The sequence below is a fragment of the Stenotrophomonas sp. SI-NJAU-1 genome (genome assembly GCF_020883215.1).
Classification (GTDB): Bacteria; Pseudomonadota; Gammaproteobacteria; order Xanthomonadales; family Xanthomonadaceae; genus Stenotrophomonas; species Stenotrophomonas indicatrix.
The window spans coordinates 695,406-718,851 of the sequence record NZ_CP086598.1 but is presented as its reverse complement, the minus strand read 5'-3'; the positions used below and the strand labels follow the sequence as shown (position 1 = coordinate 718,851).

19 protein-coding genes and 1 pseudogene are annotated in these 23,446 nt (G+C 67.0%); 2 read left to right on the top strand and 18 right to left on the bottom strand.

Features of this window, described 5'->3' with window-relative positions; translation table 11 throughout:
• Positions 1-582 (top strand): DUF4124 domain-containing protein, encoded by a 582-nt coding sequence (locus tag LMF57_RS03135; RefSeq protein WP_229290781.1) that lies wholly within the window; start codon positions 1-3, stop codon positions 580-582.
• 217 nt (positions 583-799) lie between these two features.
• Here LMF57_RS03135 and LMF57_RS03130 read toward each other — a convergent pair whose 3' ends face one another.
• The 3 genes from LMF57_RS03130 to LMF57_RS03120 all read right to left on the bottom strand — a co-directional run bounded on the left by LMF57_RS03130 (position 800) and on the right by LMF57_RS03120 (position 5,828).
• Positions 800-1,753, bottom strand: coding sequence for a Nudix family hydrolase (locus tag LMF57_RS03130; protein WP_208082950.1), 954 nt, complete (start codon positions 1,751-1,753; stop codon positions 800-802).
• Positions 1,754-1,849: 96 nt separating this feature from the next.
• Positions 1,850-4,582, bottom strand: a complete 2,733-nt coding sequence (gene secA / locus LMF57_RS03125; RefSeq protein ID WP_229290776.1) for a preprotein translocase subunit SecA — start codon at positions 4,580-4,582, stop codon at positions 1,850-1,852.
• A 292-nt stretch (positions 4,583-4,874) separates the two neighbouring features.
• Positions 4,875-5,828: a M23 family metallopeptidase gene (locus LMF57_RS03120; protein ID WP_229290774.1), complete on the bottom strand. Its 954-nt coding sequence runs from the start codon at positions 5,826-5,828 to the stop codon at positions 4,875-4,877.
• A gap of 12 nt (positions 5,829-5,840) precedes the next feature.
• Here LMF57_RS03120 and LMF57_RS03115 point away from each other — a divergent pair, with 12 nt between their 5' ends.
• Positions 5,841-6,290 (top strand): DUF721 domain-containing protein, encoded by a 450-nt coding sequence (locus LMF57_RS03115; protein ID WP_025876573.1) that lies wholly within the window; start codon positions 5,841-5,843, stop codon positions 6,288-6,290.
• Between the two features lie 280 nt (positions 6,291-6,570).
• On the opposite strand, the gene lpxC is transcribed toward LMF57_RS03115, so the two are convergent.
• From lpxC to LMF57_RS03040, 15 genes and pseudogenes are all read right to left on the bottom strand, one after another.
• Positions 6,571-7,482 carry a UDP-3-O-acyl-N-acetylglucosamine deacetylase gene (gene lpxC, locus LMF57_RS03110; RefSeq protein WP_208082340.1) on the bottom strand — a complete coding sequence of 304 codons (912 nt, stop codon included), beginning with the start codon at positions 7,480-7,482 and terminating at the stop codon, positions 6,571-6,573.
• A 171-nt stretch (positions 7,483-7,653) separates the two neighbouring features.
• Positions 7,654-8,892 (bottom strand): cell division protein FtsZ, encoded by a 1,239-nt coding sequence (ftsZ, locus tag LMF57_RS03105; RefSeq protein ID WP_229290773.1) that lies wholly within the window; start codon positions 8,890-8,892, stop codon positions 7,654-7,656.
• Between the two features lie 171 nt (positions 8,893-9,063).
• Positions 9,064-10,299 carry a cell division protein FtsA gene (ftsA, locus tag LMF57_RS03100; RefSeq protein WP_025876580.1) on the bottom strand — a complete coding sequence of 412 codons (1,236 nt, stop codon included), beginning with the start codon at positions 10,297-10,299 and terminating at the stop codon, positions 9,064-9,066.
• A gap of 68 nt (positions 10,300-10,367) precedes the next feature.
• A pseudogene (locus LMF57_RS03095) lies at positions 10,368-11,045 on the bottom strand (cell division protein FtsQ/DivIB); the annotation flags it as partial.
• Complete coding sequence (locus LMF57_RS03090) at positions 11,042-12,046, bottom strand: D-alanine--D-alanine ligase (RefSeq protein WP_223494238.1); 1,005 nt, start codon at positions 12,044-12,046, stop codon at positions 11,042-11,044. The gene LMF57_RS03090 and the pseudogene LMF57_RS03095, both read right to left, overlap by 4 nt.
• Positions 12,043-13,479 carry a UDP-N-acetylmuramate--L-alanine ligase gene (gene murC / locus LMF57_RS03085; RefSeq protein WP_093818913.1) on the bottom strand — a complete coding sequence of 479 codons (1,437 nt, stop codon included), beginning with the start codon at positions 13,477-13,479 and terminating at the stop codon, positions 12,043-12,045. The genes LMF57_RS03090 and murC overlap by 4 nt, the downstream gene beginning before the upstream one ends.
• A 40-nt stretch (positions 13,480-13,519) precedes the next feature.
• On the bottom strand, positions 13,520-14,608 hold the full coding sequence (murG, locus tag LMF57_RS03080) for an undecaprenyldiphospho-muramoylpentapeptide beta-N-acetylglucosaminyltransferase (RefSeq protein ID WP_117309537.1): 1,089 nt from the start codon (positions 14,606-14,608) through the stop codon (positions 13,520-13,522).
• Positions 14,605-15,924, bottom strand: coding sequence for a putative lipid II flippase FtsW (gene ftsW / locus LMF57_RS03075; protein ID WP_117309536.1), 1,320 nt, complete (start codon positions 15,922-15,924; stop codon positions 14,605-14,607). The genes murG and ftsW overlap by 4 nt, the downstream gene beginning before the upstream one ends.
• Positions 15,924-17,009 (bottom strand): phospho-N-acetylmuramoyl-pentapeptide-transferase, encoded by a 1,086-nt coding sequence (mraY, locus tag LMF57_RS03070; protein WP_025876592.1) that lies wholly within the window; start codon positions 17,007-17,009, stop codon positions 15,924-15,926. Before mraY ends, ftsW begins: the two co-directional genes overlap by 1 nt.
• A complete protein-coding gene (gene murF, locus LMF57_RS03065) occupies positions 16,999-18,393 on the bottom strand; it encodes a UDP-N-acetylmuramoyl-tripeptide--D-alanyl-D-alanine ligase (protein ID WP_208082335.1) in 1,395 nt (464 codons plus the stop codon). Before murF ends, mraY begins: the two co-directional genes overlap by 11 nt.
• Positions 18,390-19,898, bottom strand: a complete 1,509-nt coding sequence (locus tag LMF57_RS03060) for a UDP-N-acetylmuramoyl-L-alanyl-D-glutamate--2,6-diaminopimelate ligase (RefSeq protein ID WP_229290771.1) — start codon at positions 19,896-19,898, stop codon at positions 18,390-18,392. Before LMF57_RS03060 ends, murF begins: the two co-directional genes overlap by 4 nt.
• Positions 19,895-21,739: a penicillin-binding protein 2 gene (locus LMF57_RS03055; RefSeq protein WP_117309534.1), complete on the bottom strand. Its 1,845-nt coding sequence runs from the start codon at positions 21,737-21,739 to the stop codon at positions 19,895-19,897. Before LMF57_RS03055 ends, LMF57_RS03060 begins: the two co-directional genes overlap by 4 nt.
• Positions 21,736-21,999, bottom strand: a complete 264-nt coding sequence (gene ftsL / locus LMF57_RS03050) for a cell division protein FtsL (RefSeq protein ID WP_025876599.1) — start codon at positions 21,997-21,999, stop codon at positions 21,736-21,738. The genes LMF57_RS03055 and ftsL overlap by 4 nt, the downstream gene beginning before the upstream one ends.
• Positions 21,996-22,964: a 16S rRNA (cytosine(1402)-N(4))-methyltransferase RsmH gene (gene rsmH / locus LMF57_RS03045; protein ID WP_117309533.1), complete on the bottom strand. Its 969-nt coding sequence runs from the start codon at positions 22,962-22,964 to the stop codon at positions 21,996-21,998. Before rsmH ends, ftsL begins: the two co-directional genes overlap by 4 nt.
• Before the next feature lie 14 nt (positions 22,965-22,978).
• On the bottom strand, positions 22,979-23,380 hold the full coding sequence (locus LMF57_RS03040; protein WP_189914854.1) for a division/cell wall cluster transcriptional repressor MraZ: 402 nt from the start codon (positions 23,378-23,380) through the stop codon (positions 22,979-22,981).
• Positions 23,381-23,446: the final 66 nt, after the last annotated feature.

Sequence of the window (23,446 nt, the reverse complement as noted above, 5' to 3'; positions counted from 1 at the left end):
ATGAAGCTCGTCCTGTCCCTGTTGCTGGTCCTGCTGCTGCCCGGTGTCTGCGCCGGTGTGCAGGCGCAGTCCACGCGCTTGAACCGCTGCACCGATCCGCAGGGGCAAAGTGTCTATACCGACCGCCCCTGCGACAGCCTGGGCGCGCAGTCCCGGCGGCCACCGCCGGCGCCTTCCGGCAATACCCTGCAACGCGACAGCCTCGGCAGCAGCTGCCCACGTCGGCTGAGCGAACTGGTGCAGGCGCTGCACACGGCGGTCAGCATCGGTGACGTGAACCGGCTCTCTTCGCTGTACCTGTGGGGCGCGGTGTCCGATGCCGGCGCACAACGGATTCTTGGCCAGCTGGAATCGGTGGTGCGGCGGCCGCTGGTGGACGTGGTGCCGGTGTATCCGCGGCAGGATGTCGATGAGGGCGCGGGCCCTGGCGCGCAGGAATTGGAATCGGATACGGCACCTGCACCGACTGCAAGGCGCCCGGTCGGATTGCGGTTGGAGCAGACCCTGCCGGGCAGCGCCACGCGCGCGGCGACCGTGCTTGGGCTGCGGCGGCAGTATGGGTGTTTCTGGATTACGTTGTGAGCGGGAGCTGCTGAACCGCCATCCACGCATGGCGTGGATCTACTGTTCCCTGCGTGGCGTGGGTCTGCTCATCCGCGCATGGCGTGGGTCTACTTGTCGCTGCGTGACGTGGGTCTGCTCATCCACGCATGGCGTGGATCTACTTGTCGCTGCGTGACGTGGGTCTGCTCATCCACGCATGGCGTGGATCTACTTGCTTGCGACCCTGTGTATCGCGCTACACCGGCCACAGGCCGCGGATGGCGGCGATACCCTGCCCGCCATGCCGGCGTGCCTCGGCCACATGCTGCGGTGTCATGCCGCCCAGCGCATAGATCGGCAGCGAGACCTGCGCGCGCAGCGCGGCGAAGGCCTCCCACCCCAACGGCACTGCATCGGGATGGCTCGCGGTGGCCTGCACCGGCCCCAGCACGGCGAAGTCGCAGCCCAACCGCTGTGCGGCCAGCAGCTGCTCAAGCCCGTGGCAGGAGGCGGCCACCAGTTGCCCCGGCGGCAGCGGCCGTTCCTGCAGCGACTGCAGCTGCTCGCTGCCCAGGTGCACGCCAACGCCGAGGGTGCGCGCCAGTTCGATATCGCGGTTGAGCAGCCACTGCACACCGCGCCGATGCGCGCGCACGGCCTGCTCGATCACGCCCTGACGCTGCGGATGCTCGGCGGGCAGGCGCAGCTGGATGCGTTGCTGCCCCGAAGCCACGGCCTGCTGCAGCTGCCCGTGCCAACGTTGCAGGCCGCCCTCATCGATGTCCGGCGCAGGGGTGATCAGGTAACAGTCCGGCTGGCGCAGTGCGGCCACCACCGGCAGGTCAGCCGGCGGCATTGAATAACGGGCCAGCTTGTCCGGCGTCACCCAGGTGATGGCCTGGCCCTCGCGTCCACGCGGGGCGCCCTTCCAGCTGCGCACGTGGCGCACTTCCAGGGTCAGGTCCTTGTCCGGGTAGCGCTGCGGCACGTCCATGATCCACTCGCCCACCTCGGCCTCGATGCCCAGCTCCTCGTGCAGCTCGCGCACCAGCGCCTGTTCGGAGGTCTCACCGGGCTCGCGTTTGCCGCCCGGGAATTCCCAGAGGCCGGCCATGTCGCGGCTTTCGGTACGGCGGTTGAGCAGGATGCGGCCGCGGGCGTCGGTGATGACGGCGGCTACGACGTGGATCGATCGTTTCGGGGAAGGCATGGCCGAAGCATGCCGAAAAGCGGGGCACCGGCGCAATCGCCGGGCGCTTCAAGGCCCAGAACAGGAAAGCCCCGCTTTCGCGGGGCTCTCCGGGGGTCAGCTCAGCTGGCCGTGGCAGTGCTTGTACTTCTTGCCGCTGCCGCACGGGCACGGATCGTTGCGACCGATCTTGGGCTCGTCACGCTGCAGCTGCGCCACGCCCTGCTGGGCGGCCTCCACCTGCGAAGCCTCTTCGTCGGCACCGTAGCCGCCAGCATCCTGGTGCTGGAACTGCGACTGGCTCAGGCGGGCTTCCACCTGCTGGCGCTCGGCCGCTTCCAGTGCCTGCACTTCCTCGTCGCTGCGGATACGCACGCGGGCCAGCAGGGTCACCACTTCGCGCTTGACGTTCTCCAGCATGTCCGAGAACAGCTCGAAGGCTTCCTTCTTGTATTCCTGCTTCGGCTGCTTCTGCGCATAACCACGCAGGTAGATGCCCTGGCGCAGGTAATCCATGCGCGCCAGGTGCTCCTTCCAGCTCTGGTCGAGCACGGTCAGCATCACGTGCTTCTCCAGCGCGCGCATGGTCTCTTCGCCCACACCCGCTTCCTTCTCGGCGAAGTGCTGGTTGATGCGCTCCTGCACCTTGGCGGTGATGCCTTCGGCGTCCAGTTCCTCGTGCGACTTGACCAGATCGGTCAGCGACATGTCCACGCCGAAGTCCGCCTGCAGGGTGGCTTCCAGGCCACGCAGATCCCACTGCTCGTCCACCGAGTTCGGCGGCACGAAGCGGGCGACCACGTCGAAGATCACGTCGTCGCGGATGCCATCCACGTTGTCCTTCACCGACTCGGCGTCAAGCAGTTCGTCGCGCTGGGCGTAGATCACCTTGCGCTGGTCGTTGTTGACGTCGTCGAAGTCCAGCAGGTTCTTGCGGATGTCGAAGTTGTGGGCCTCGACCTTGCGCTGCGCCTTTTCAATCTGGCGGCTGACCAGACGGTCTTCGATGACGTCATCTTCCTTCATGCCCATCATGCGCATGGCCTTCTGCACCCAGTCGGAGGCGAAGATGCGCATCAGGTTGTCTTCCAGCGACAGGTAGAAACGGGACGAGCCCGGGTCACCCTGGCGGCCCGAACGGCCACGCAGCTGGTTGTCGATACGACGCGATTCGTGGCGCTCGGTGCCGACGATGTGCAGGCCGCCGGCCGCCTTGACCGCGTCATGGCGCTTCTGCCACTCGGCCTTGACCGCTGCCTTCTGCTCGTCGGTCGCGCCTTCGCCCAGCTCGTGGATTTCCGCTTCCAGAGAACCGCCCAGCACGATGTCGGTACCACGACCGGCCATGTTGGTGGCGATGGTCACGGCGGCCGGACGACCGGCGTTGGCGACGATGGTCGCTTCGCGGTCGTGCTGCTTGGCGTTGAGCACTTCGTGCTGCACACCCGCCTTGCGCAGGTGCTCGGACAGCATTTCCGAGGTTTCGATCGAGGTGGTACCCACCAGCACCGGCTGGCCGCGCTTGGCGCACTCTTCGATGTCGGCCAGCACCGCGTTGAACTTGCCCTTGCGGTTGAGGAACACCTGGTCCGGGCTGTCCTTGCGGATGGTCGGGCGGTTGGTCGGGATCACCACCACTTCCAGGCCATAGATGCTCTGGAATTCGAACGCTTCGGTGTCGGCCGTACCGGTCATGCCGGACAGCTTCTTGTACATGCGGAACAGGTTCTGGAAGGTGATGCTGGCCAGCGTCTGGTTCTCGCGCTGGACAGGCACGCCTTCCTTCGCTTCCACCGCCTGGTGCAGGCCATCGGACCAGCGGCGGCCGGCCAGGGTACGGCCGGTGAACTCATCGACGATGACCACTTCGCCGTCGCGCACGATGTAGTCCACATCGCGCTGGTAGATGGCGTGCGCGCGCAGGGCGGCGTTGAGGTGGTGGACCACGGTCAGGTTCTGCGCCGCGTACAGGCCTTCGGTCTCGGCATCGAGGATGCCCGCTTCCACCAGCAGCTGTTCGGCGTGCTCCATGCCCGCTTCGGACAGGTGCACCTGCTTGCCCTTCTCATCGACCCAGAAATCGCCTTCGCCGTCTTCCGCTTCCTGCTTGACCAGGTTCGGCACGATGCGGTTGACGCGGATGTACAGCTCCGGGGAATCGTCGGCCGGGCCGGAGATGATCAGCGGGGTACGCGCTTCGTCGATCAGGATGGAGTCGACTTCGTCGACGATGGCGTAGTGCAGGCCGCGCTGGTAGCGGTCAGCCTTGGACAGCGCCATGTTGTCGCGCAGGTAGTCGAAACCGAATTCGTTGTTGGTGCCGTAGGTGATGTCCGAACCATACGCTTCGCGCTTGTCGCTGTGCGGCATGCCCGGGTAGACCACGCCCACGCTCAGGCCCAGCCAGTTGTACAGCTTGCCCATCTGCGCGGCATCGCGGCGGGCCAGGTAGTCGTTCACGGTGACCACGTGCACGCCCTTGCCTTCCAGCGCGTTGAGGTACACCGGCAGGGTCGCCACCAGGGTCTTGCCTTCACCGGTGCGCATTTCTGCGATCTTGCCCAGGTGAAGCACCATGCCGCCGATCAGCTGCACGTCGTAGTGGCGCATGCCCAGCACGCGGCGACCGGCCTCGCGGCAGACCGCGAACGCTTCCGGCAGCACCTTGTCCAGGGGTTCACCACCGGCGATGCGCTGCTTGAATTCCGGCGTCTTGGCCTGCAGCTGCTCGTCGGAAAGCTTCTCGATCTCCGGCTCCAGCGCATTGATCTTGGCGACGATGCGGTTGAGCTGGCGCAGCTGTCGTTCATTACGACTGCCAAATACGCGGGTAAGCAGGCTGTTGATCATTGAGGGAACCGGGTTGGATGGAAATGCCGCACGGCTCCGGGAAGGATCCGTCCGCCGCAAACGAATCAGGGCGCCTGGCGCCCTGTCGATGGCAACACCCATTGTAGCTTGGGATGGACCGCTGGGGTTTCAACCCTGTGTGGTCGTCTGGGCGGCCGGGACCGGGGTCGTGGTGGCCGCGCTTCGCGCTCGCGGGGCATGGCCCCGCGCTACCGCCGGGATCCGACGGCGTTCCGGTACCGCTGGGATCCGACGGCATCCCGGTAGCGCCGGGCCATGCCCGGCGTTGCAATCAACCGCGGGTGATGCGCCCGACCGGGGTATTGCCGCCATCGCCGAGGAACTTGCGCGGGTTGACCACGTTGCCGTTCTCCCACACCTCGAAGTGCACATGGGCACCGGTCGAACGACCGGTGGAACCGGCCTTGGCCACTTCCTGGCCGGCACGGACGAGGTCGCCGACCTTCACCACCAGGCGCGAATTGTGCGCGTAGCGGGTGACGTAACCATTGCCGTGGTCGACATCGACCACGTTGCCGTAGCCGCCCTTGACGCCGGAGAAGCTGACCACGCCGTCGGCCACGGCCATCACCGGGTCACCCACGCGGGCGTGGAAGTCCATGCCCTTGTGGGTGGCGGCACCGCGACCGAACGGGTCGGCACGGGTACCGAAGCCGGAGGTGACGTAGCTGTTGCGGATCGGCATGCGCGAGGGCACGGCGTTCTGCTGCAGCTGGTGGTCGAACATCAGCGATTCCATCACCGACAACTGGCGGCCTGAAGCAGCGAAGCGCTGCTCCAGCACCTGTAAGTCGGCGTTGACGTCCTTGACCGGAATGTCGGCGGTCGGGCCGCCGGCATCGCCGTCACCGAGGCCGGGGGTCTCGTTGAAGTCGAATTCGCCATCTTCCAGCTTGCCCATCTGGGTCAGTCGCTCGCCCAGTGCGTTCAGGCGGGTGGCCTGTGCCTGCAGCTCGCCGAGGCGGGCAGCCAGCGCGTTGACCTGGGTCTGCGCATCGCGCTGGACCTTGGCCAGTTCGGCCTCCTGGCGGTCGACCTTGGCCTGCAGGCGCGAGTCATTGAGCGCGCTGACGCCAATTCCACCGGCAAGGCCGATAATGCAACCTGCGCCGAGCACGCTGCCCAGCAGGGCTCGGGGGCGGTCCTCGAAGTAGAACCGCAAACGCGTGAGCGCCGATTTGGCCTGTCCTTCACGCGTTTTGATTACGATCTTTTTGAATGCCATCAGTGAGTTTTCATGTCTGAGCCGAAATCCAGCGTTCGTCCCGCTTCCCGACCGAAACCGGCCCTGGATGCAGTGATGGCGGACAAAAGCGGGAACCCGCTGCGGCGTGCCCTATGGCTCGACGCGCTGGACCGTCAGTTGCGCCCCCAGTTGCCGCCACCTCTGCGCAGCCGTTGCCGGCTGGCCAATGTGGACGGGGAACACCTCGTTTTTCTCGTCGAGTCCCCGGTCTGGCATGCCAAGTTGCGGCTTGCCGAAGCCCAGTTGCTCGACGCGGCCCGGTCCATCGGGCTGAAGGCCACCAAGGTGACCGTCAAGACTGCGTCTCCCACTCCCACGCGCTCCCCAGCGCTCGACAACCGGAATGGACCCCACGCAGTTTCAGCCGCCACGCACAAAGGGCTACGCGACGCCTTGGCAGCTCTGCAGGACCTTCCTTCGAAACCGAAGCGGGAAACCTGAAAGCAGCGGAGCGTCCTGCTCCACTCCCCGTCGCGCGTGTCACCGCTGCGTGAAACATTTCGGGGGCCGGGTCGCATCCTAGCTGGCCTCGGTGGGGCAGTCGTTAGATTGTTGTTAAAACAACGTTAAATTCAGGCTTCGGACCCAACAGGTTCACAAAACCGTGACCTCGGCCCTGCCGTCGCGTCACCGGTTGCGCCAGGGCGGCACGCGACGCCGGAAATGCAGACGCCGCCTTGGAAGGCGGCGTTTTTTCATTCAAATTCAATAACTTGTGAAATCAGGCATAGGCCGGTGTGGCGTACACCACCGGATCCGGCACCGTCGGCGAGTCGTAAGTCACCCATTCCCAGGCGGTGGCATCGGCCATCAGCGCCCGCACCAGCTTGTTGTTGAGCGCGTGGCCGGACTTGAAGCCCTCGTAGGCACCCAGCACCTGGCCACCGGCCAGATAGAGGTCGCCGATCGCGTCAAGAATCTTGTGCCGCACGAATTCGTCGGCATAGCGCAGGCCGTCTTCGTTGAGCACGCGGAACTCGTCGAGCACGATGGCGTTGTCCATCGAACCGCCGAGGCCGAGATTGCGCTCGCGCATGTATTCCAGGTCGCGCATGAAGCCGAAGGTGCGCGCGCGGGAGATTTCCTTGGTGTAGGCCATCGTCGAGAACTCGATTTCCTGGCGCGACTGCTTGGCCGGGATCATCGGGTGGTCGAACTGGATGGTGAAGCCCAGCTTGTACCCCTCATACGGGGTAAAGCGGGCCATCTTGTCGCCCTCGGTCACTTCCACGGTCTTCAGCACGCGGATGAAGCGCTTGGGCGCATCCTGTTCGACGATGCCTGCCGACTGCAGCAGGAACACGAACGGGCCGGACGAACCGTCCATGATCGGCAGCTCGGCCGAGGACAGTTCGACGATGATGTTGTCCACACCCAGGCCGGCCAGGGCCGACATCAGGTGCTCGACGGTCTGGATCTTGGCGTCATTGCAGGTCAGGCCGGTGCACAGGGTCACTTCGGTGACCAGTTCGGCCTTCGCAGGCACTTCCACTACCGGATCCAGGTCCACGCGCCGGAACACGATGCCATGGTTGACCGGCGCCGGACGCAGGGTCATGTAGACCTTGTCGCCGCTGTGCAGGCCTACACCGGTGGCGCGGATCGTGTTCTTGAGGGTGCGTTGCTGGATCATGGGGGACGACCGGAAGTGACACAGTAGATTAACACGCAGGGTCCCCTACCCCGGCTGAAACGCCGGTGGGACGCGCGTGAAGCAGGGCGGCCGGGCCCATCCTGGCCCGGCGCCCGCGTTTTCAGGACATGGTGACGCAACCCGGGGGGGACAAGCCCCGGGCAGCGTCGATCAGTCCGCCTGGCGGCGCAGGAACGCCGGGATGTCCAGGTAATCGTTCGGCAGTTCCGCCGCGGCCGGGGCCGAGGAGGCCGGAGCCGACGGGGAGGAAGCTGCTGCCACGCTGTCGCTGCTGGCACGACGCAGGCCCAGGCCCATGCCGCCGACGGCCTTGGACACGGCGTCGCCGCCGTTGTCGAACTCGCCGAACTCCGGCTGGCCGGTGGTGGCGTTGCGGACCAGCTTGATCGGTGCACGCTCGCCCGGACGCTGGGTCTTGCTGGCCGAGACGCGGTTCAGGCCCGTGGCGACCACGGTCACGCGCACTTCGTCCTGCATGTCCGGATCGAGCACGGTACCCACCACCACGGTCGCGTCTTCCGAAGCGAAGCCATCGATGGTGCGGCCGATCTCGTCGAACTCGGCCATGGTGAAGTCGGCACCGGCGGTGATGTTGACCAGGATGCCGTTGGCGCCTGCCAGGTTCACATCGTCCAGCAGCGGGTTCTGGATGGCCGACTCGGCCGCGGCCTGCGCGCGGTCATCGCCGCGGGCGGTACCGGTACCCATCATCGCCAGGCCCATTTCGGACATGACGGTGCGCACGTCGGCGAAGTCGACGTTGATCAGGCCCGGACGCACGATCAGGTCGGCGATGCCCTGCACGGCGCCCTGCAGCACGTCGTTGGCGGCACGGAAGGCCTGGATCATGGTCGCGTTGCGACCCAGCACGGTGATCAGCTTCTCGTTGGGGATGGTGATCAGCGAGTCGCAGTGCTGGCTCAGTTCTTCGATGCCCTTCAGCGCGACCTGCATGCGGCGGCGGCCTTCGAACGGGAACGGCTTGGTGACCACGGCCACGGTCAGGATGCCCATTTCCTTGGCCAGCTGTGCCACCACCGGCGCAGCGCCGGTACCGGTGCCACCGCCCATGCCAGCGGTGATGAACACCATGTCCGCACCCTGCAGCGCGTCCATGATGCGCTCACGGTCTTCCAGCGCAGCCTGGCGGCCGACTTCGGGGTTCGCGCCTGCGCCCAGGCCCTTGGTGACATTGGTACCCAGCTGCAGCTGAAGCTTGGCACCACAATTCTTGATGGCCTGCGAGTCGGTGTTGGCAGTGATGAATTCCACGCCATCCACTGCCGAGTTGACCATGTGCGCCACGGCATTGCCGCCGCCGCCGCCCACGCCAACCACCTTGATCACCGCATTGGGTGCCATCTTTTCGATCAGTTCAAAATGCGCCATGTCCGTGTCCTCGTTGTATCCGCTTGTCGGTGGCATGGACGGTCGGGCCTCCTGCCTTCGCGTGTCATGTTGCCGTTGCGGCTGTGTGGGTTGTGTGTTGCGTTGTTGCGTCGTGATGCGGGTACTGCGGGTGTTGCGACCGGGCTGCGCCCGGGTGGTACAGGTGCCGCGTCAGAATTCGCCGCGGAACCAGGTCTTGAGTTTCTTGAACATGCTTCCAGCGCGGCCGGTCGGCAGCGACGGCCGCCGCGGATGCTCGATCTGGCTGCCCATCAGCAGCAGGCCCACGCCGGTGGCATGCACCGGGTTGCCCACCACTTCGCCCAGCCCGGTAACGTGCTGCGGGATGCCCACGCGTACCGGCATCTGCAGCATCTCCTCGGCCAGTTCGACCACGCCTTCCATCTTCGAAGCACCACCGGTCAGCACCATGCCGGCGCGCACCAGTTCCTCGAAGCCGGAGCGGCGCAGTTCGGCCTGCACCATTTCGAAGATCTCTTCGTAGCGGCCCTGCACTGCCTGCGCCAGCGCGTGGCGCGGCATGCGGCGCGGCGGACGATCACCGACCGACGGTACCTGGATGCTTTCCTCGGCAGTGGCCAGCTGGGCCAGGGCGCATGCATAGCGCACCTTGATCTGCTCGGCTTCCGGGGTCGGCGTGCGCAGCATGTGCGCGATGTCGTTGGTCACGTGGTCGCCGGCGATCGGCAGCGAGGCGGTGTGGCAGATCGCGCCCTGCACGAACACTGCGATGTCGGTGGTGCCGGCGCCCATGTCGACCAGCACCACGCCAAGCTCGCGCTCGTCGGCGGTCAGCACCGCCACGCTGGACGCCAGCGAGGACAGCACCAGGTCGTCCACCTGCAGGCCGCAGCGCTGCACGCACTTGCTGATGTTGGCCGCGGCCGACTGCGCGCACACCACCAGGTGCGCATGCACCTCCAGGCGCACGCCGGTCATGCCGACGGGGTTGCGGATGCCTTCCTGCGAATCATCCAGCACATACTCGCGCGGGATCGCATGCAGGATCTTCTGGTCGGCCGGGATCGCCACTGCCTTGGCCGCATCGAGCACGCGATCGAGGTCGCCCCAGGTCACTTCACCGTCGCGGATCGGCACGATGCCGGGCGAGTTCTTGCACTGCACGTGGTTGCCGGAAATGGAGGCATACACCGAGCGGATCTCGCAGCCGGCCATCAGCTCGGCCTCTTCGACCGCGCGCTGGATCGACTGCACGGTCGATTCGATGTCCACCACCACGCCGCGCTTGAGGCCGCGCGACTCGTGGGAGCCGATGCCGATCACTTCGATCGGGTTGCCCGGCGAATACTCGCCCACCAGCGCCACCACCTTGGAGGTGCCGATATCCAGGCCGACGATCAGCGATTTGTCACCCTTGCGATTCATGTTCTTTCCTGCGTCCTTCTTGCCGGGGTGCCCGGTGCATTGGCCGGGGCGGCCGGAGTGCCCCAGCTCAGCGTGAAACCATTGGTATATCGGAGGTCGGCGCGCTCGATCGGCGCGGCCTGGTTGGCCAGCTGCGGCAGCACGCGCACGAAGCGCTGCAGGCGCGAGCGGGCATCGTCGCGGCCGACCACCACTTCAGTGCCGTTGCTCAGCAGCAGCGACCAGCTGCCGCGCGCGTCCATCGTCAGCCGGCGCACGTCGACGCCTGCCGGCGCGAACAGCGCGCGCGAATCGTTGTACAGCTTGACCACTTCCTCGGTCTGGCTGTCCGGGCCATCCAGCTCGGGCAGCTGCAGGTCGGCCAGCTTCTTCGGCGTGGGGAACAGCTTGCCCTGCTCGGACAGCAGGCGATCTTCGCCCCAGCGCGCGAACGGCTTGTGCTCGACCAGCGTCACTTCCAGCACGTCCGGCCACTGCTTGCGCACCTGCGCGCTTTCCACCCACGGCAGTTTTTCCAGTGCGTCCTGCGCGTCCTGCAGCTTGACCGCGAAGAAGCCGGCATGCGCATACGGCAGCAGCACCTGCTGCAGCTGTTCCGGCGGCACCCGCTTGAACTCACCGTGCACGCGCAGCTTCGCCAGCGGCCAGCGCTCGGCGCCGACCCGGCCATTGACCACCGCCACCACCGGCAGTGCAACCACCGACAGTGCCAACAGCCAGACGAAGATGCGCAGCACCGCGTTCATGCGTGCGATGCCTCCAGGGTCTGTTCCAGCACGCGCCACACCAGCTCTTCGAAGCTGATGCCGGCCTGCCCGGCCGCCTTGGGCACCAGCGAGTGGCTGGTCATGCCCGGCGCGGTGTTCACTTCCAGCAGGAAGAAGCGGCCGCTGCTGCGGTCACGCATCACGTCCACGCGTCCCCAGCCACGGCAGCCGGCCGCGCGGAAGGCAGCCAGCGCGATGCGGCGGATCTCGTCTTCGTCATCACCGTCCAGGCCGGGGCACAGGTACTGGGTGTCTTCGGCGATGTACTTGGCGTTGTAGTCGTACCACTGACCCTTGGGCACGATGCGGATCGACGGCAGCGCGACATCGCCGAGGATGGCCACGGTCAGTTCGTCGCCCACCACCATCTGTTCCATCAGCAGCTGGCCGTCGTAGCGCGCGGCCAGGGCCACGGCTTCGTCCAGGCCGGCGTCGTCGGTGACCCGGCTGATGCCCACGCTGGAGCCTTCATTGGCCGGCTTGACCACCACCGGCAGACCGAGCTCGGCGGCCAGCGCGTGGACATTCTTTTCGGCCGCTCCCGGCATCCTGCCTCCCGCGGCACTCGTACCTCCGTGTACTTCGCGATACTGCGGGGTCGGCAGGCCCAGCGACAGCCACACCTGCTTGGTGCGGATCTTGTCCATGCTCAACGCCGAGCCCAGCACGTTGGAGCCGGTGTACGGCACGCCGAAGGCCTCCATCAGGCCCTGCACGATGCCGTCCTCACCGCCACCATTGTGGCCGTGCAGGATGTTGAACACGCGATCGATGCCGCCGGCCGCCAGCGCCTTGGCCAGCGCCGGAATGCCATCGATGGCGACGGCGTCGACGCCGCGCGACTGCAGGGCTTCGAGCACGTTGCGGCCCGAATCCAGCGACACTTCGCGTTCGCTGGAGCTGCCACCGAGCAGCACGGCGACGCGGCCGAACACGGCCGGGTCGGTGCTGCGCAGCGGCGGGAAGGTCAGCGTGCTCACGCCTCGCCCTCCGCCTTGAAGCCTTCCACGGCAATGTGGCTGGCGACGGCGCCGATGTCGCCGGCCCCCATCATCAGCAGCAGGTCGCCGTCCTGCAGCACGTCCGGCAGCACGGTGGCCAGTTCGGATGCCTTGCCGACCACCACCGGCTCGCTGCGGCCACGCGCACGGATGGCGCGGGCCAGCGCATGCGAATCGGCGCCGGCGATCGGCTCTTCACCGGCCGGGTAGACCTCGCTCAGCACCAGTGCGTCGACACTGGACAACACCGCGGCGAACTTGTCGAACTGATCGCGGGTACGGCTGTAGCGGTGCGGCTGGAAGGCCACCACCAGGCGCTTGTCGGCCCAGCCACCACGCGCGGCGGCGAACACCGCTTCCAGCTCGCTCGGATGGTGGCCGTAGTCGTCGATGATGCGGACCTTGGCACCGCTGGCAGTGGTCACTTCGCCCAGATCATTGAAGCGGCGACCGACGCCAGCGAAGCTGGCCAGCGCACGCGCGATCGCATCCGGGGCCACGCCCAGCTGCCAGCCCACCGCCGCAGCGGCCAGCGCATTGAGTACGTTGTGCTTGCCCGGCAGCGCCAGCACCACTTCCTGGCTGGTGCCCTGCGGCAGGCGCAGGGTGAAGCGCATGCGCGAACCTTCCTGCACCACGTTCTCGGCGCGCACGTCGGCCTGCGGGCTCATGCCGTAGCTCATCACGTGGCGCGGGGTCCTGGCGGCCAGTGCGGCCACTTCCGGATCGTCGATGCACAGCACCGCCAGGCCGTAGAACGGCAGGCGCTGCAGGAACTCGGCGAACGCCGCCTGCACGCGGGCGAAATCGTTGCCGTAGTTCTCCAGATGATCGGCATCGATGTTGGTGATGATCGACATCAACGGATTCAGGCGCAGGAAGCTGCCGTCGCTTTCGTCGGCCTCGGCCACCAGCCACTGGCCACCACCGAGCTTGGCGTTGGCACCGGCCGCCAGCAGCTGGCCTCCGATCACGAAGGTCGGGTCCAGCCCGCCTTCGCTCAGCACCGCAGCGGTCAGGCTGGTGGTGGTGGTCTTGCCGTGGGTGCCGGCCACGGCGATGCCGCGGCGGAAGCGCATCAGTTCGGCCAGCATCGCCGCGCGCGGCATGATCGGAATGCGCTGGCTGCGCGCTTCCATCAGCTCCGGGTTGTCTTCGCGGATCGCGCTGGAGACCACTACGCAGTCGGTGCCCAGCACGTTGGCGGCGGAATGGCCGCGCATGATGCGCGCACCCAGCCCGGCCAGGCGGCGGGTCGCAGCGTTGTCGGCGTTGTCCGAGCCGGACACTTCATAGCCCAGCGTCAGCATCACTTCGGCAATGCCGCTCATGCCGGTGCCGCCGATGCCGACGAAATGCACGCGCGGGAATGCGCGTACCAGATCGTTGGTGTCATGCAGGCGGCGGATCATGCGCGGCCTCGCGCAGGGCAGGCGCTGGAGCGTGCCTTGTTCATACAGCTTCCTCGAGAATGATATCGGCGATGCGCTCGGCGGCATCGACCTTGGCCAGGGCACGCGCGGCTTGCGCCATCTGCATGCGGCGGGCGGGATTTTCGGACAGATCACGCAGCAGCGCGGCAATGCCGTCTGCCAGCGTTTCATCCTGCTTCAGCAACACGGCTGCGCCGCGCTCGACCAGGAACTCCGCGTTGCGGGTCTGGTGATCGTCGACAGCGGCGGGGAATGGCACCAGCACGCTGCCGACACCAATCGCACACAGTTCGGCCAGGGTCGAAGCGCCGGCACGGCACACCACCAGGTCGGCCCAGGCGAAAGCTTCGGCCATGTCGGCGATGAACGGCGTGATCTCAGCCTGCACACCGGCCTTGGCATAGGCCTGGACTGCTTCGGCGTGCAGCTTCTCGCCACTCTGGTGGCGCACCAGCACCGGCACTGCGGCACCCAGCGTGGAGATCGCCTGCGGCACGCCGGTGTTGAGCGCGCGCGCGCCCTGGCTGCCACCGACCACCAGCACGCGCAGCGGGCCGTGACGGTCGGCGAGGCGGTGTTCCGGCGGCGCAATGGCAGCGATTTCTGCCCGCACCGGGTTGCCGACGAACTCCTCGCGTGCAGCGAAGGTGCCCGGGAAACCGGTCAGCAGGCGGCGCGCGTAGCGCGACAGGATGCGGTTGGTCAGGCCCGAGGCGCGGTTCTGTTCATGCACGATCAGCGGCAGGCCGTGCAGGCGCGCGGCCATGCCACCGGGCCCGGAAGCGAAGCCACCGAAGGCGACCACCGCACGCGGCTGGCGATCACGGATGATCAGGCCGGCCGCACGCAGCGCGCGCATCAGGCGCCACGGCGCGGCCAGCAGAGCCAGCTTGCCCTTGCCTCGCAGGCCGGTGATGGCCAGCGTATCGATGGCGATGTCGTGCTGCGGCACCAGGCGGGTTTCCATGGCGCCATCGGCACCCATCCAGGTGACCGGCACGCCACGCGCGCGCAGCACGCGGGCCACGGCCAGGCCCGGGAAGATGTGCCCGCCGGTACCACCGGCCAGGATCATCACCGGCCGCGTGTTGTTCTGGACCGCGCTCATCCGAGCCTCCCGAAGGTCGGTTCGACGCGCGACTGCAGGCGGCTGGTGCCTCGTACGGCGGCCGGCTCGGTCGCTGCCGGCTCGGTGCCCTTCGGCACGTTCTTTGCCACCGGTGCAGTGGAAGGCTCGGCGGCGGCAGGACCAGCAACATCGTCGGCCGCGCCCATGCGCACAGCCTGGCGGCGCTCGGCGCGCTTGAGTTCATAGGACACGCGCAGCAGCAGGCCCATCGCTACGCAGGTCATCAGCACCGACGAACCACCCGAGGAGATCAGCGGCAGGGTCAGGCCCTTGGTCGGCAGGATGCCCAGGTTCACGCCGATCGAAACGAAGGTCTGCATGCTGATCCACAGGCCGATGCCGAAGGCGATGTAGCCGGAGAAGTGGCGCTTCATTTCCACGCAGCGCATGCCCAGCCAGAAGGTGCGGCCGACCAGCAGCGCATACAGCGCCACGATCACGCAGGTGCCCAGGAAACCGAATTCCTCGGCGGTGACCGAGAAGATGAAGTCGGTGTGCGCCTCGGGCAGGTAGTACAGTTTCTGCACCGAATTGCCCAGGCCCACGCCGGTCCACTCACCGCGACCGACCGCCATCAGCGCGTTGGACAGCTGGTAGCCGTCGCCCTGCTGGTCGGCCCACGGGTCGAGGAAGGAGGTGATGCGGCGCATGCGGTACGGCTCGATGATCGCCAGCGCGCTCATGCCCACCAAGCCGATCACCACCGGCATCGACATGCGCGGCATGTTCACCCCGCCCAGCACCAGCATGCCGGCGGTGATCGCCAGCAGCAGGGTGGACGAACCGAAGTCGGGCTGCAGCAGCAACAGCACCACCAGCGCACCGGCTACGCCCAGCGGCTTGAGCATCGCCGGCCAGGTCGCGTTGACCTCGTCGCGGAAGCGCACCAGGTAGCTGGACAGCCAGACGATGTAGAGCACCTTCACCGCTTCGACCGTCTGGAACTTGGAGATGCCCAGGTTGATCCAGCGGCGGGCACCGTTGACGCTGCTGCCCAGGCCGGGCACGAACACCACCACCAGCAGCGCGAAGCAGCCCAGCAGCAGCATCTGGTTGTACTGCTCGATGGTCTTCAGCTCGGTACGCGCGGCGAAGATGGCCAACACGATGCCGACCGCCAGGAAGATCAGGTGGCGGTTGAGGTAATAGAACGGGCTGCTCATCAACGCGATCGAGCTGGACGCCACCATCACCACGCCCAGCCCGGTGAGCGCGATCATCGCGCCGAGCAGCCACTTGTCGTAGCTGCCACCGATGGCCTCAAGGCGTGTTGCCTGGTGCGACAGGTCATTCATCAGCGTACCTTCAACGTGGCCAGGCCGATCAGCACCAGCACGACGGAGATGATCCAGAAGCGCACGATCACGCGCGGCTCCGGCCAGCCCTTCAGTTCAAAGTGGTGGTGGATCGGCGCCATGCGGAACACGCGCTTGCCGGTCAGCTTGAACGAGGCGACCTGGATCATCACCGACAGCGTTTCGATGACGAACACGCCACCCATGATCACCAGCACCAGTTCCTGGCGGGTGATCACCGCGATGGTGCCCAGCACCGCGCCCAGCGACAGCGCGCCGATATCGCCCATGAACACCATGGCCGGATAGGTGTTGAACCACAGGAAGCCCAGCCCCGCGCCGGCGATCGCCGCACAGATGATGACCAGCTCACCGGCGCCCGGAATCTGCGGGATCTGCAGGTAGTTGGCGAACACCGCGTTGCCCGAGGCATAGGCGAACACGCCCAGCGCGCAGGCCACCAGCACCGTCGGCATGATCGCCAGCCCGTCCAGGCCGTCGGTCAGGTTGACCGCGTTGGAGAAGCCGACGATCCAGAAATAGGCAATGGCCACGAAGCCGATGCCGGCCAGCGGCAGCGCCACCGACTTGAACATTGGGATGTAGAAGGTCAGCGCCGCCGGTACGTCGGCGGTCTGGAACAGGAAGATGCCCGCAGCCAGGCCGAAGATCGACTGCAGCAGGTACTTCCAGCGCGACTTCAGGCCGTTCGGGTCGCGACGGACGATCTTGATCCAGTCGTCGTACCAGCCGATGGCGCCGAAGCACAGCATCACCGCCAGCACCAGCCACACATAGCGGTTGCGCAGGTCGGCCCACATCAGTACCGACAGGGTGACGGTGAGCAGGATCAGCGAACCACCCATGGTCGGCGTGCCGGCCTTGGAGAAATGGGTCTGCGGACCATCGGTCCGGATCGGCTGGCCGCCCTTGAACTGGGCAAGCTTGCGGATCATCGCCGGGCCGAGCCACAGCGACAGGAACAGCGCCGTCAACGCGGCAAGGATGGCGCGGAACGTCTGGTAGTTGAACAGCCCGAACAGGCTCTCCAACTGCTGCAACCATCGAGCCAGTTCATACAACATGCGGGGATTCCTCTCCTTGCGCCAGCAGCGCTTTGACGATCGTGTCCATGGCGCTGCCACGGGAACCCTTGACCAGGCAGCGCACGCCGGCGTGCAGCGCTTCCTTCAGCGCCTGCGACAGCGCGTCATGGGTGGTGAAATGATGTCCGCCCTCGCCAAAGGCAGCGGCGGCAGCGGCGCTGAGCGGGCCCAGCGCATACAGGCGCTTGAGGCCGGCGGCACGCGCGCGGATACCGGCCTGTGCATGCAGCGCCTCGGCGTCGGCGCCCAGCTCACGCATGTCGCCCAGCACCAGCCAGCCCTCTTCCGGGGCGGCGGCCAGTGCATCGATGGCCGCAGCCAGCGAGCCGGGGTTGGCGTTGTAGCTGTCGTCCACCAGCACTGCGCCATTGCGCAGCTGATGGGCGATCTGGCGGCCTGGCACCGGCTGCGCTTCCGCCAGGCCGGTGGCCACCAGTGACAGCTCGATGCCGGCGGCCAGCGCCAGGCTGGCGGCGGCCAGCGCATTGCTGATGTTGTGGCGGCCCGGCAGGCCCAGCACCACGCCCGCCTCGCCCATTGGCGTAACCAGGGTGAAGCGGCTGCCCTGCGCACCGGCGCGGATGTCGCGCGCGGTGACGTCGGCGGTGTGTTCCAGGCCATAGCGCAGCACCCGGCAACGTGCCGGTGTACCGATGAAATGCTGTTCGAACCAGCGCCCGTAGGCATCGTCGACGTTGATCACGGCCACGCCATCGGCCGGCAGCGCGGCGTAGATCGCGCCCTTGGTCACCGCCACGCCGAGCAGGCTGCCCATCCGCTCCAGATGCGCCGGGGCGATGTTGTTGACCAGGGCATAGCGCGGACGCGCGATGTCGGTCAGGTAGGCGATGTCGCCCGGCTTGCCGGCGCCCATCTCGTAGACGGCGTAGTCGGCATCTTCCGGGGCGTCGATCACCGCCAGCGGCAGGCCGATCTCGTTGTTGCGGTTGCCCGGGTTGGCGTAGACCACCTTGTGCGCGTGCTGGGCCACCTGCTGCAGGATCGCCAGCAGCAGGCTCTTGACGCTGGTCTTGCCGTTGCTGCCGGTGATGGCGAACAGTTCGGTCGCGCGGTCGCGCTGCATGCCGGCGGCGATCTTCGCCAGTGCGCGCTCACTGTCGGCCACCAGCACCTGCGGCAGGTCCAACGGCAGCAGACGTTCGACCAGCAACGCGCTGGCGCCACGTGCCTGTGCGTCGGCAGCAAAATCGTGGCCGTCGAAGCGTTCGCCACGCAGCGCCACGTACAGGCTGCCCGGGCCAAGGCTGCGGGTATCGTTGCTGACCGCGTCGATGGCCACGTCGTCGCCATGGATCTCGCCACCGGCCCAGTGTGCGATCAGCGAAAGCAGGGTGCGCTTCATGCGTCGCCCTCCCCGGCCTGAGCGGCCAACACACCGGCCTTCGCAGCCAGCGCGGCGGCCGACACTTCGGTGTCGTCGAAGTCATGGCGCACGCCATTCACTTCCTGGTAGGGCTCGTGGCCCTTGCCGGCGATCAGGATGATGTCGCCGGCACCGGCGCGCTTCACCGCCAGGCCGATCGCACGCGCGCGGTTGCGCTGCACGGTCACGGCCGAGGCATCGGTGAAGCCCGCCAGGATGTCGGCCACGATCACGTCGCCGTCTTCGCCACGCGGGTTGTCGTCGGTGACGATGACCTGGTTGGCCAGGCGCTCGGCAATGGCAGCCATCTGCGGGCGCTTGCCGGTATCGCGCTCGCCACCGCAGCCGAACACGCAGAACAGCGTGCCCTGCAGGTGGCCGTGCAGGCTGTCCAGCGCCTGTTCCAGTGCGTCGGGGGTGTGTGCGTAATCAACCACCACGGTCGGCAGGCCGTCTTCACCGCCCAGGCGGTTCATGCGGCCACGGATCGGCTGCAGTGCCGACAGCACCTCGGCGATGCGCGTCAGCGGATGCCCCAGCGCATGCAGGCTGCCAGCCACGGCCAACAGGTTGTCCACGTTGAAGCGGCCCAGCAGCGGCGACTGCACTGCAGCGCGCTGGCCGTCGATGACCAGTTCGAAACCGATGCCGCGGCCATCCAGCTGCAGCGCTTCGGCGCGCACGCTGGCACCGTCGGCACCACGCGAGCTCAGGCCGATGGCCTGCACGCCCGCCGGCAGGCCGGCGAACAGCTGGCGACCGAACGCATCGTCGAGATTGATCACCGCCGCCTTCAGGCCCGGGCGATGGAACAGCCGCGCCTTGGCCGCGCCGTAGCTGGCCATGTCGCCGTGGTAGTCAAGGTGGTCGCGGGTGAGATTGGTGAACACCGCCACGTCGTAGTGCACCGCATCCACGCGGCCCTGGTCCAGCGCATGCGAGCTGACTTCCATCGCCACCGCGCGCGCGCCATCGTCGCGCAGCTGCGCCAGCAGCGCATGCATCTGCAGCACCAGCGGGGTGGTGAAACCGGTCGGCTCGACCGCACCATAAAGTCCGGCGCCCAACGTGCCGATACTGCCACTGGGCGTACCGAGCAGATGCCAGGCCTGGGCCAGCAGCTGCACGGTGGAGGTCTTGCCGTTGGTGCCGGTCACGCCAACCATGGTCATCGCCCGCGAAGGCGCACCATGGAACTGGTCGGCCATTGCCCCCAGACGCGCACGCAGGTCCGGCACGGCGATGGCATCGGCCGGTGCAGGCAGCTCGGCAGGCGCCGGCGCTTCGAACAGGATCGCGCCGGCACCGGCAGCACGCGCCTGCTCGACAAAACCCAGGCCATGCGCGCCGAAACCGGCGATGGCAACGAAGGCATTGCCGGGGCGCACGGCACGGCTGTCCAGCACCAGGCCGGTCAGAACGGGATCATGGCCCGCCAGGGCCACGTCCGGAAGCAACTGCGAAAGCAACATCGAAGGGCTCATTGCGTGCCTCCCGTGGCGGGCGGCACATGGGGGTGCGCGCTGGGCAGCGCGGCATCGAATTCAGCGGCGGCATCCACCGGCAGTGCGGCTTCGGCCGGCGGCACCGGCAGCACCGAGGCAGAATGCCCGATCTTTCCGGACTGCTGGGCAGCCAGCCACGACTGCAGATCATCCAGCGGCACGTCCATCAGGCGCAGGGTGCCTTCCATCACGTTGTGATAGACCGGCGCCGACACCAGGCCGCCGTAGAACTTGCCGCCCTGCGGATCGTTGATGACGATGACGGTGGCAAAACGCGGATTGGTGGCCGGCACCACGCCGGCGAACAGCGCGTTGTAGTGGCCGCGCTCGTAACCACCGGGGCCGGTCTTGCGCGCGGTACCGGTCTTGCCGGCCACGCGGTAGCCCAGCACCGCCGCCTGCTTGGCACCGCCCTGGGTGACCACCGTTTCCATCATCGCCACCACCTGCTTGGCGACGTTCTCGTCGATGATCTGCTGGCCTTCGTTACGCTGGCCCTTGACGAAGGTCGGCGCGATCAGCTTGCCGCCGTTGGCCAGCGCCGAGTACGCGGTGGCGATCTGCAGCGGCGTGACATTCAGGCCATAGCCGTAGGACATGGTCGTCTTGGTGGTGCCCGACCAGCGGGCCGGACGCAGCACCACGCCACCGGACTCACCCGGGAAACCGCTGTGCGGGACCGAGCCGTAGCCGAAACGGCGCACACCGTCGTAGAACACCTGGTCGGGCATCTTCGCGGCGACCTTGGCCGCACCCACGTTCGAGCTGCGGGTGATCACGCCGGTCACGTTCAGCACGCCATTGTTGCGCGGCACATCGCGGATGGTGAAGCGCCCCAGGGTCATGTAACCCGGGTTGGTGTCGATGACGGTGTCCTTGGTCACCGCACCGGCCTGCAGCGCGGTGGCGATGGTCAGCGGCTTCATCGTCGAACCCGGCTCGACCAGATCGGTCACCGCGCGGTTGCGGCGTGTGTCCGGCTGCGCGCTGGTCAGCGAATTGGGGTTGTAGGTCGGCAGGTTGACCATGGCCAGGATCTCGCCGGTGGTCACGTCCATGATCACCATCGAGCCGCCGGCCGCCTTGTTGGCCACCAGCGCGTTGCGCAGTTCCTTGAAGGCCAGGTACTGGATGCGGCGGTCGATGCTCAGGGTCAGGTCCTTGCCCGGCTCGGCCGCACGCAGCAGATCGCTTTCGACCGTCTCGCCCTTGCGGTTGCGGATCACCCGCTTGCTGCCGGGCTTGCCGCGCAGCCATTCGTCGAAGGCCAGCTCCAGGCCTTCCTGGCCACGGTCGTCGATGTTGGTGAAGCCCAGCACATGCGCCATCGCTTCACCCTGCGGGTAGAAGCGGCGGAACTCGCGCTGTGCGGCCACGCCCGGAATCTTCAGCGCGACCACGCGCTCGGCCTCGTCCGGATTGATCCGGCGACGCAGGTACATGAATTCCTTGTCCGACTTCTGCGACAGGCGGCTGCTCAGCTCATCCACCGACATGCCCACCGCCTGGGCCAGTTCGGGGATGCGGTCGGGCGAACGCAGCAGGTCCTGCGGATTCACCCAGATCGAGGCGACCGGGGTGGACACCGCCAACGGTTCGCCGTTGCGGTCGGTGATCATGCCGCGCGAAGTCTTGATCGGCAGCTCGCGCAGGTAACGGGCTTCGCCCTGGCGCTGGTAGAAATCGCTGTTGATGATCTGCACGTAGGCGGCACGACCCACCAGCGACACCGAGCACAGGCCGAGTGCCAGGGCCACCCAGCGCAGGCGCTGGCGCAGGTTGAAGGCGTTGCGGGGACGGTTGCGGCCGGTCTTGCTCATGGGCGCACCACCACCACGTCGGCGGCTTCGGGGAACTTCATGCCGAGCTTTTCGCGGGCGATGCTGTCCACGCGGTTGGCTTCGGCCAGGGTCGCCTGCTCCAGCTGCAGGCGGCCGAATTCGATGTTCAGATCATCGCGCGCACGCTCGGCGCGCGACAGCTCGATGAACGTCTGCCGGTGACGGTGACGCACGAACACGACGCCGATCGCCGAGGCCACGGTGCAGGCCAACAGGATGATCAGCAGCAGCCGGCTCATGCATCGGCCTCCCGCTTCTGGGCTACACGCAGCACGGCGCTGCGGGCGCGCGGGTTCATCGCCAGCTCTTCGTCGGTGGCCTTGATGGCGCCGCCGATCAGGTCCAGGGTCGGCACGAAGGCCTGCGCCTCGGGCAGCCGGCGGTTGGCCGGCGGTGCCTTGGCCAGGCGGTTCATGTACTGCTTGACGATGCGGTCTTCCAGCGAGTGGAAGCTGATCACCGCCAGCCGGCCACCGGGCTTCAAGCGCTCCACCGCCGCGTCCAGGCCGGCTTCGAGGTCGGCCAGTTCACGGTTGATGTGGATGCGGATGGCCTGGAAGCTGCGCGTGGCCGGATGGATCTTGTCCTTGCCGCGCGGCATCACCGAGGCGATCAGTTCGGCCAGCTCGGCGGTGCGGGTGAACGGCTGCTTGTCGCGGCGGGCCACGATGGCGCGGGCGATGCGCCGGCTCTGCCGCTCTTCGCCGTAGGTCCACAGCACGTCGGCGATCTCGCGATCTTCCACGCGGTTGATCCACTGCGCAGCGCTTTCGCCACTGTCCGGGTCCATGCGCATGTCCAGCGGGCCGTCCTTGCCGAAGCTGAAGCCACGCTCGGCCACATCCAGCTGCGGCGAGGACACGCCAAGGTCGAACAGCACGCCATCCAGGCCTTCGGCGGTCTCGTTCCACTGCAGCAGCTGGGCGAAGCTGCCACGGAAGATCGACACGCGCGGGTCCGGCGCGAAATCGCGCTCGGCAACGGCAATGGCTTCCGGATCCTTGTCCATGACCAGCAGGCGTCCCTCGGGACCGAGCTGGGTGAGCACGCCACGTGCATGACCGCCACGACCGAACGTGCCATCCAGATAACGTCCGTTTTCGATCACCCTCAGGCCTTCCAGGACCTGGGTGTACAGGACCGGCAGATGCACCGCCGGCGACTGCGACACCGGAAGGTGACCGGTCTGCGCTTCTGGGCGCATCCGGGCACCCCGGCTCACAACTTCAGGTCGAGCAACCCATCACCCAGATCCTCGTCAGACAACGTCTGCTGGATCAGGGCCCGATGCGCCTGCTCGCTCCACAATTCGAATTTGTCGCCCATACCGAGCAATACCGCCTTCTTCTCAATGCCCACCGCACCGCGGTGGCTGGCGGGAATGCTGATGCGACCGTTGCCGTCCAGCTCCAGGTGGGCGGCTGAACCGACCAGCTTCTGCTGCAGCAGACGGACGACGCGCTGTGTGTTGGGTTTGGACATGACGTCGTCGCGCACCCGCTCCCACTCCGACTCGGCATACAGCCACAGGCAGCCTGACTCGAAGGGGTTGTAGGTCAACACGAGACGGTTGTTGCTGACGCGCGCAACCAGGTCGCGGTGAGCGGTGGGAACCGCCATGCGTCCTTTGTCGTCAACTGTGATGGCCGTCTCGCCCTGGAACACGACGCCTGCACCTTATCCTTC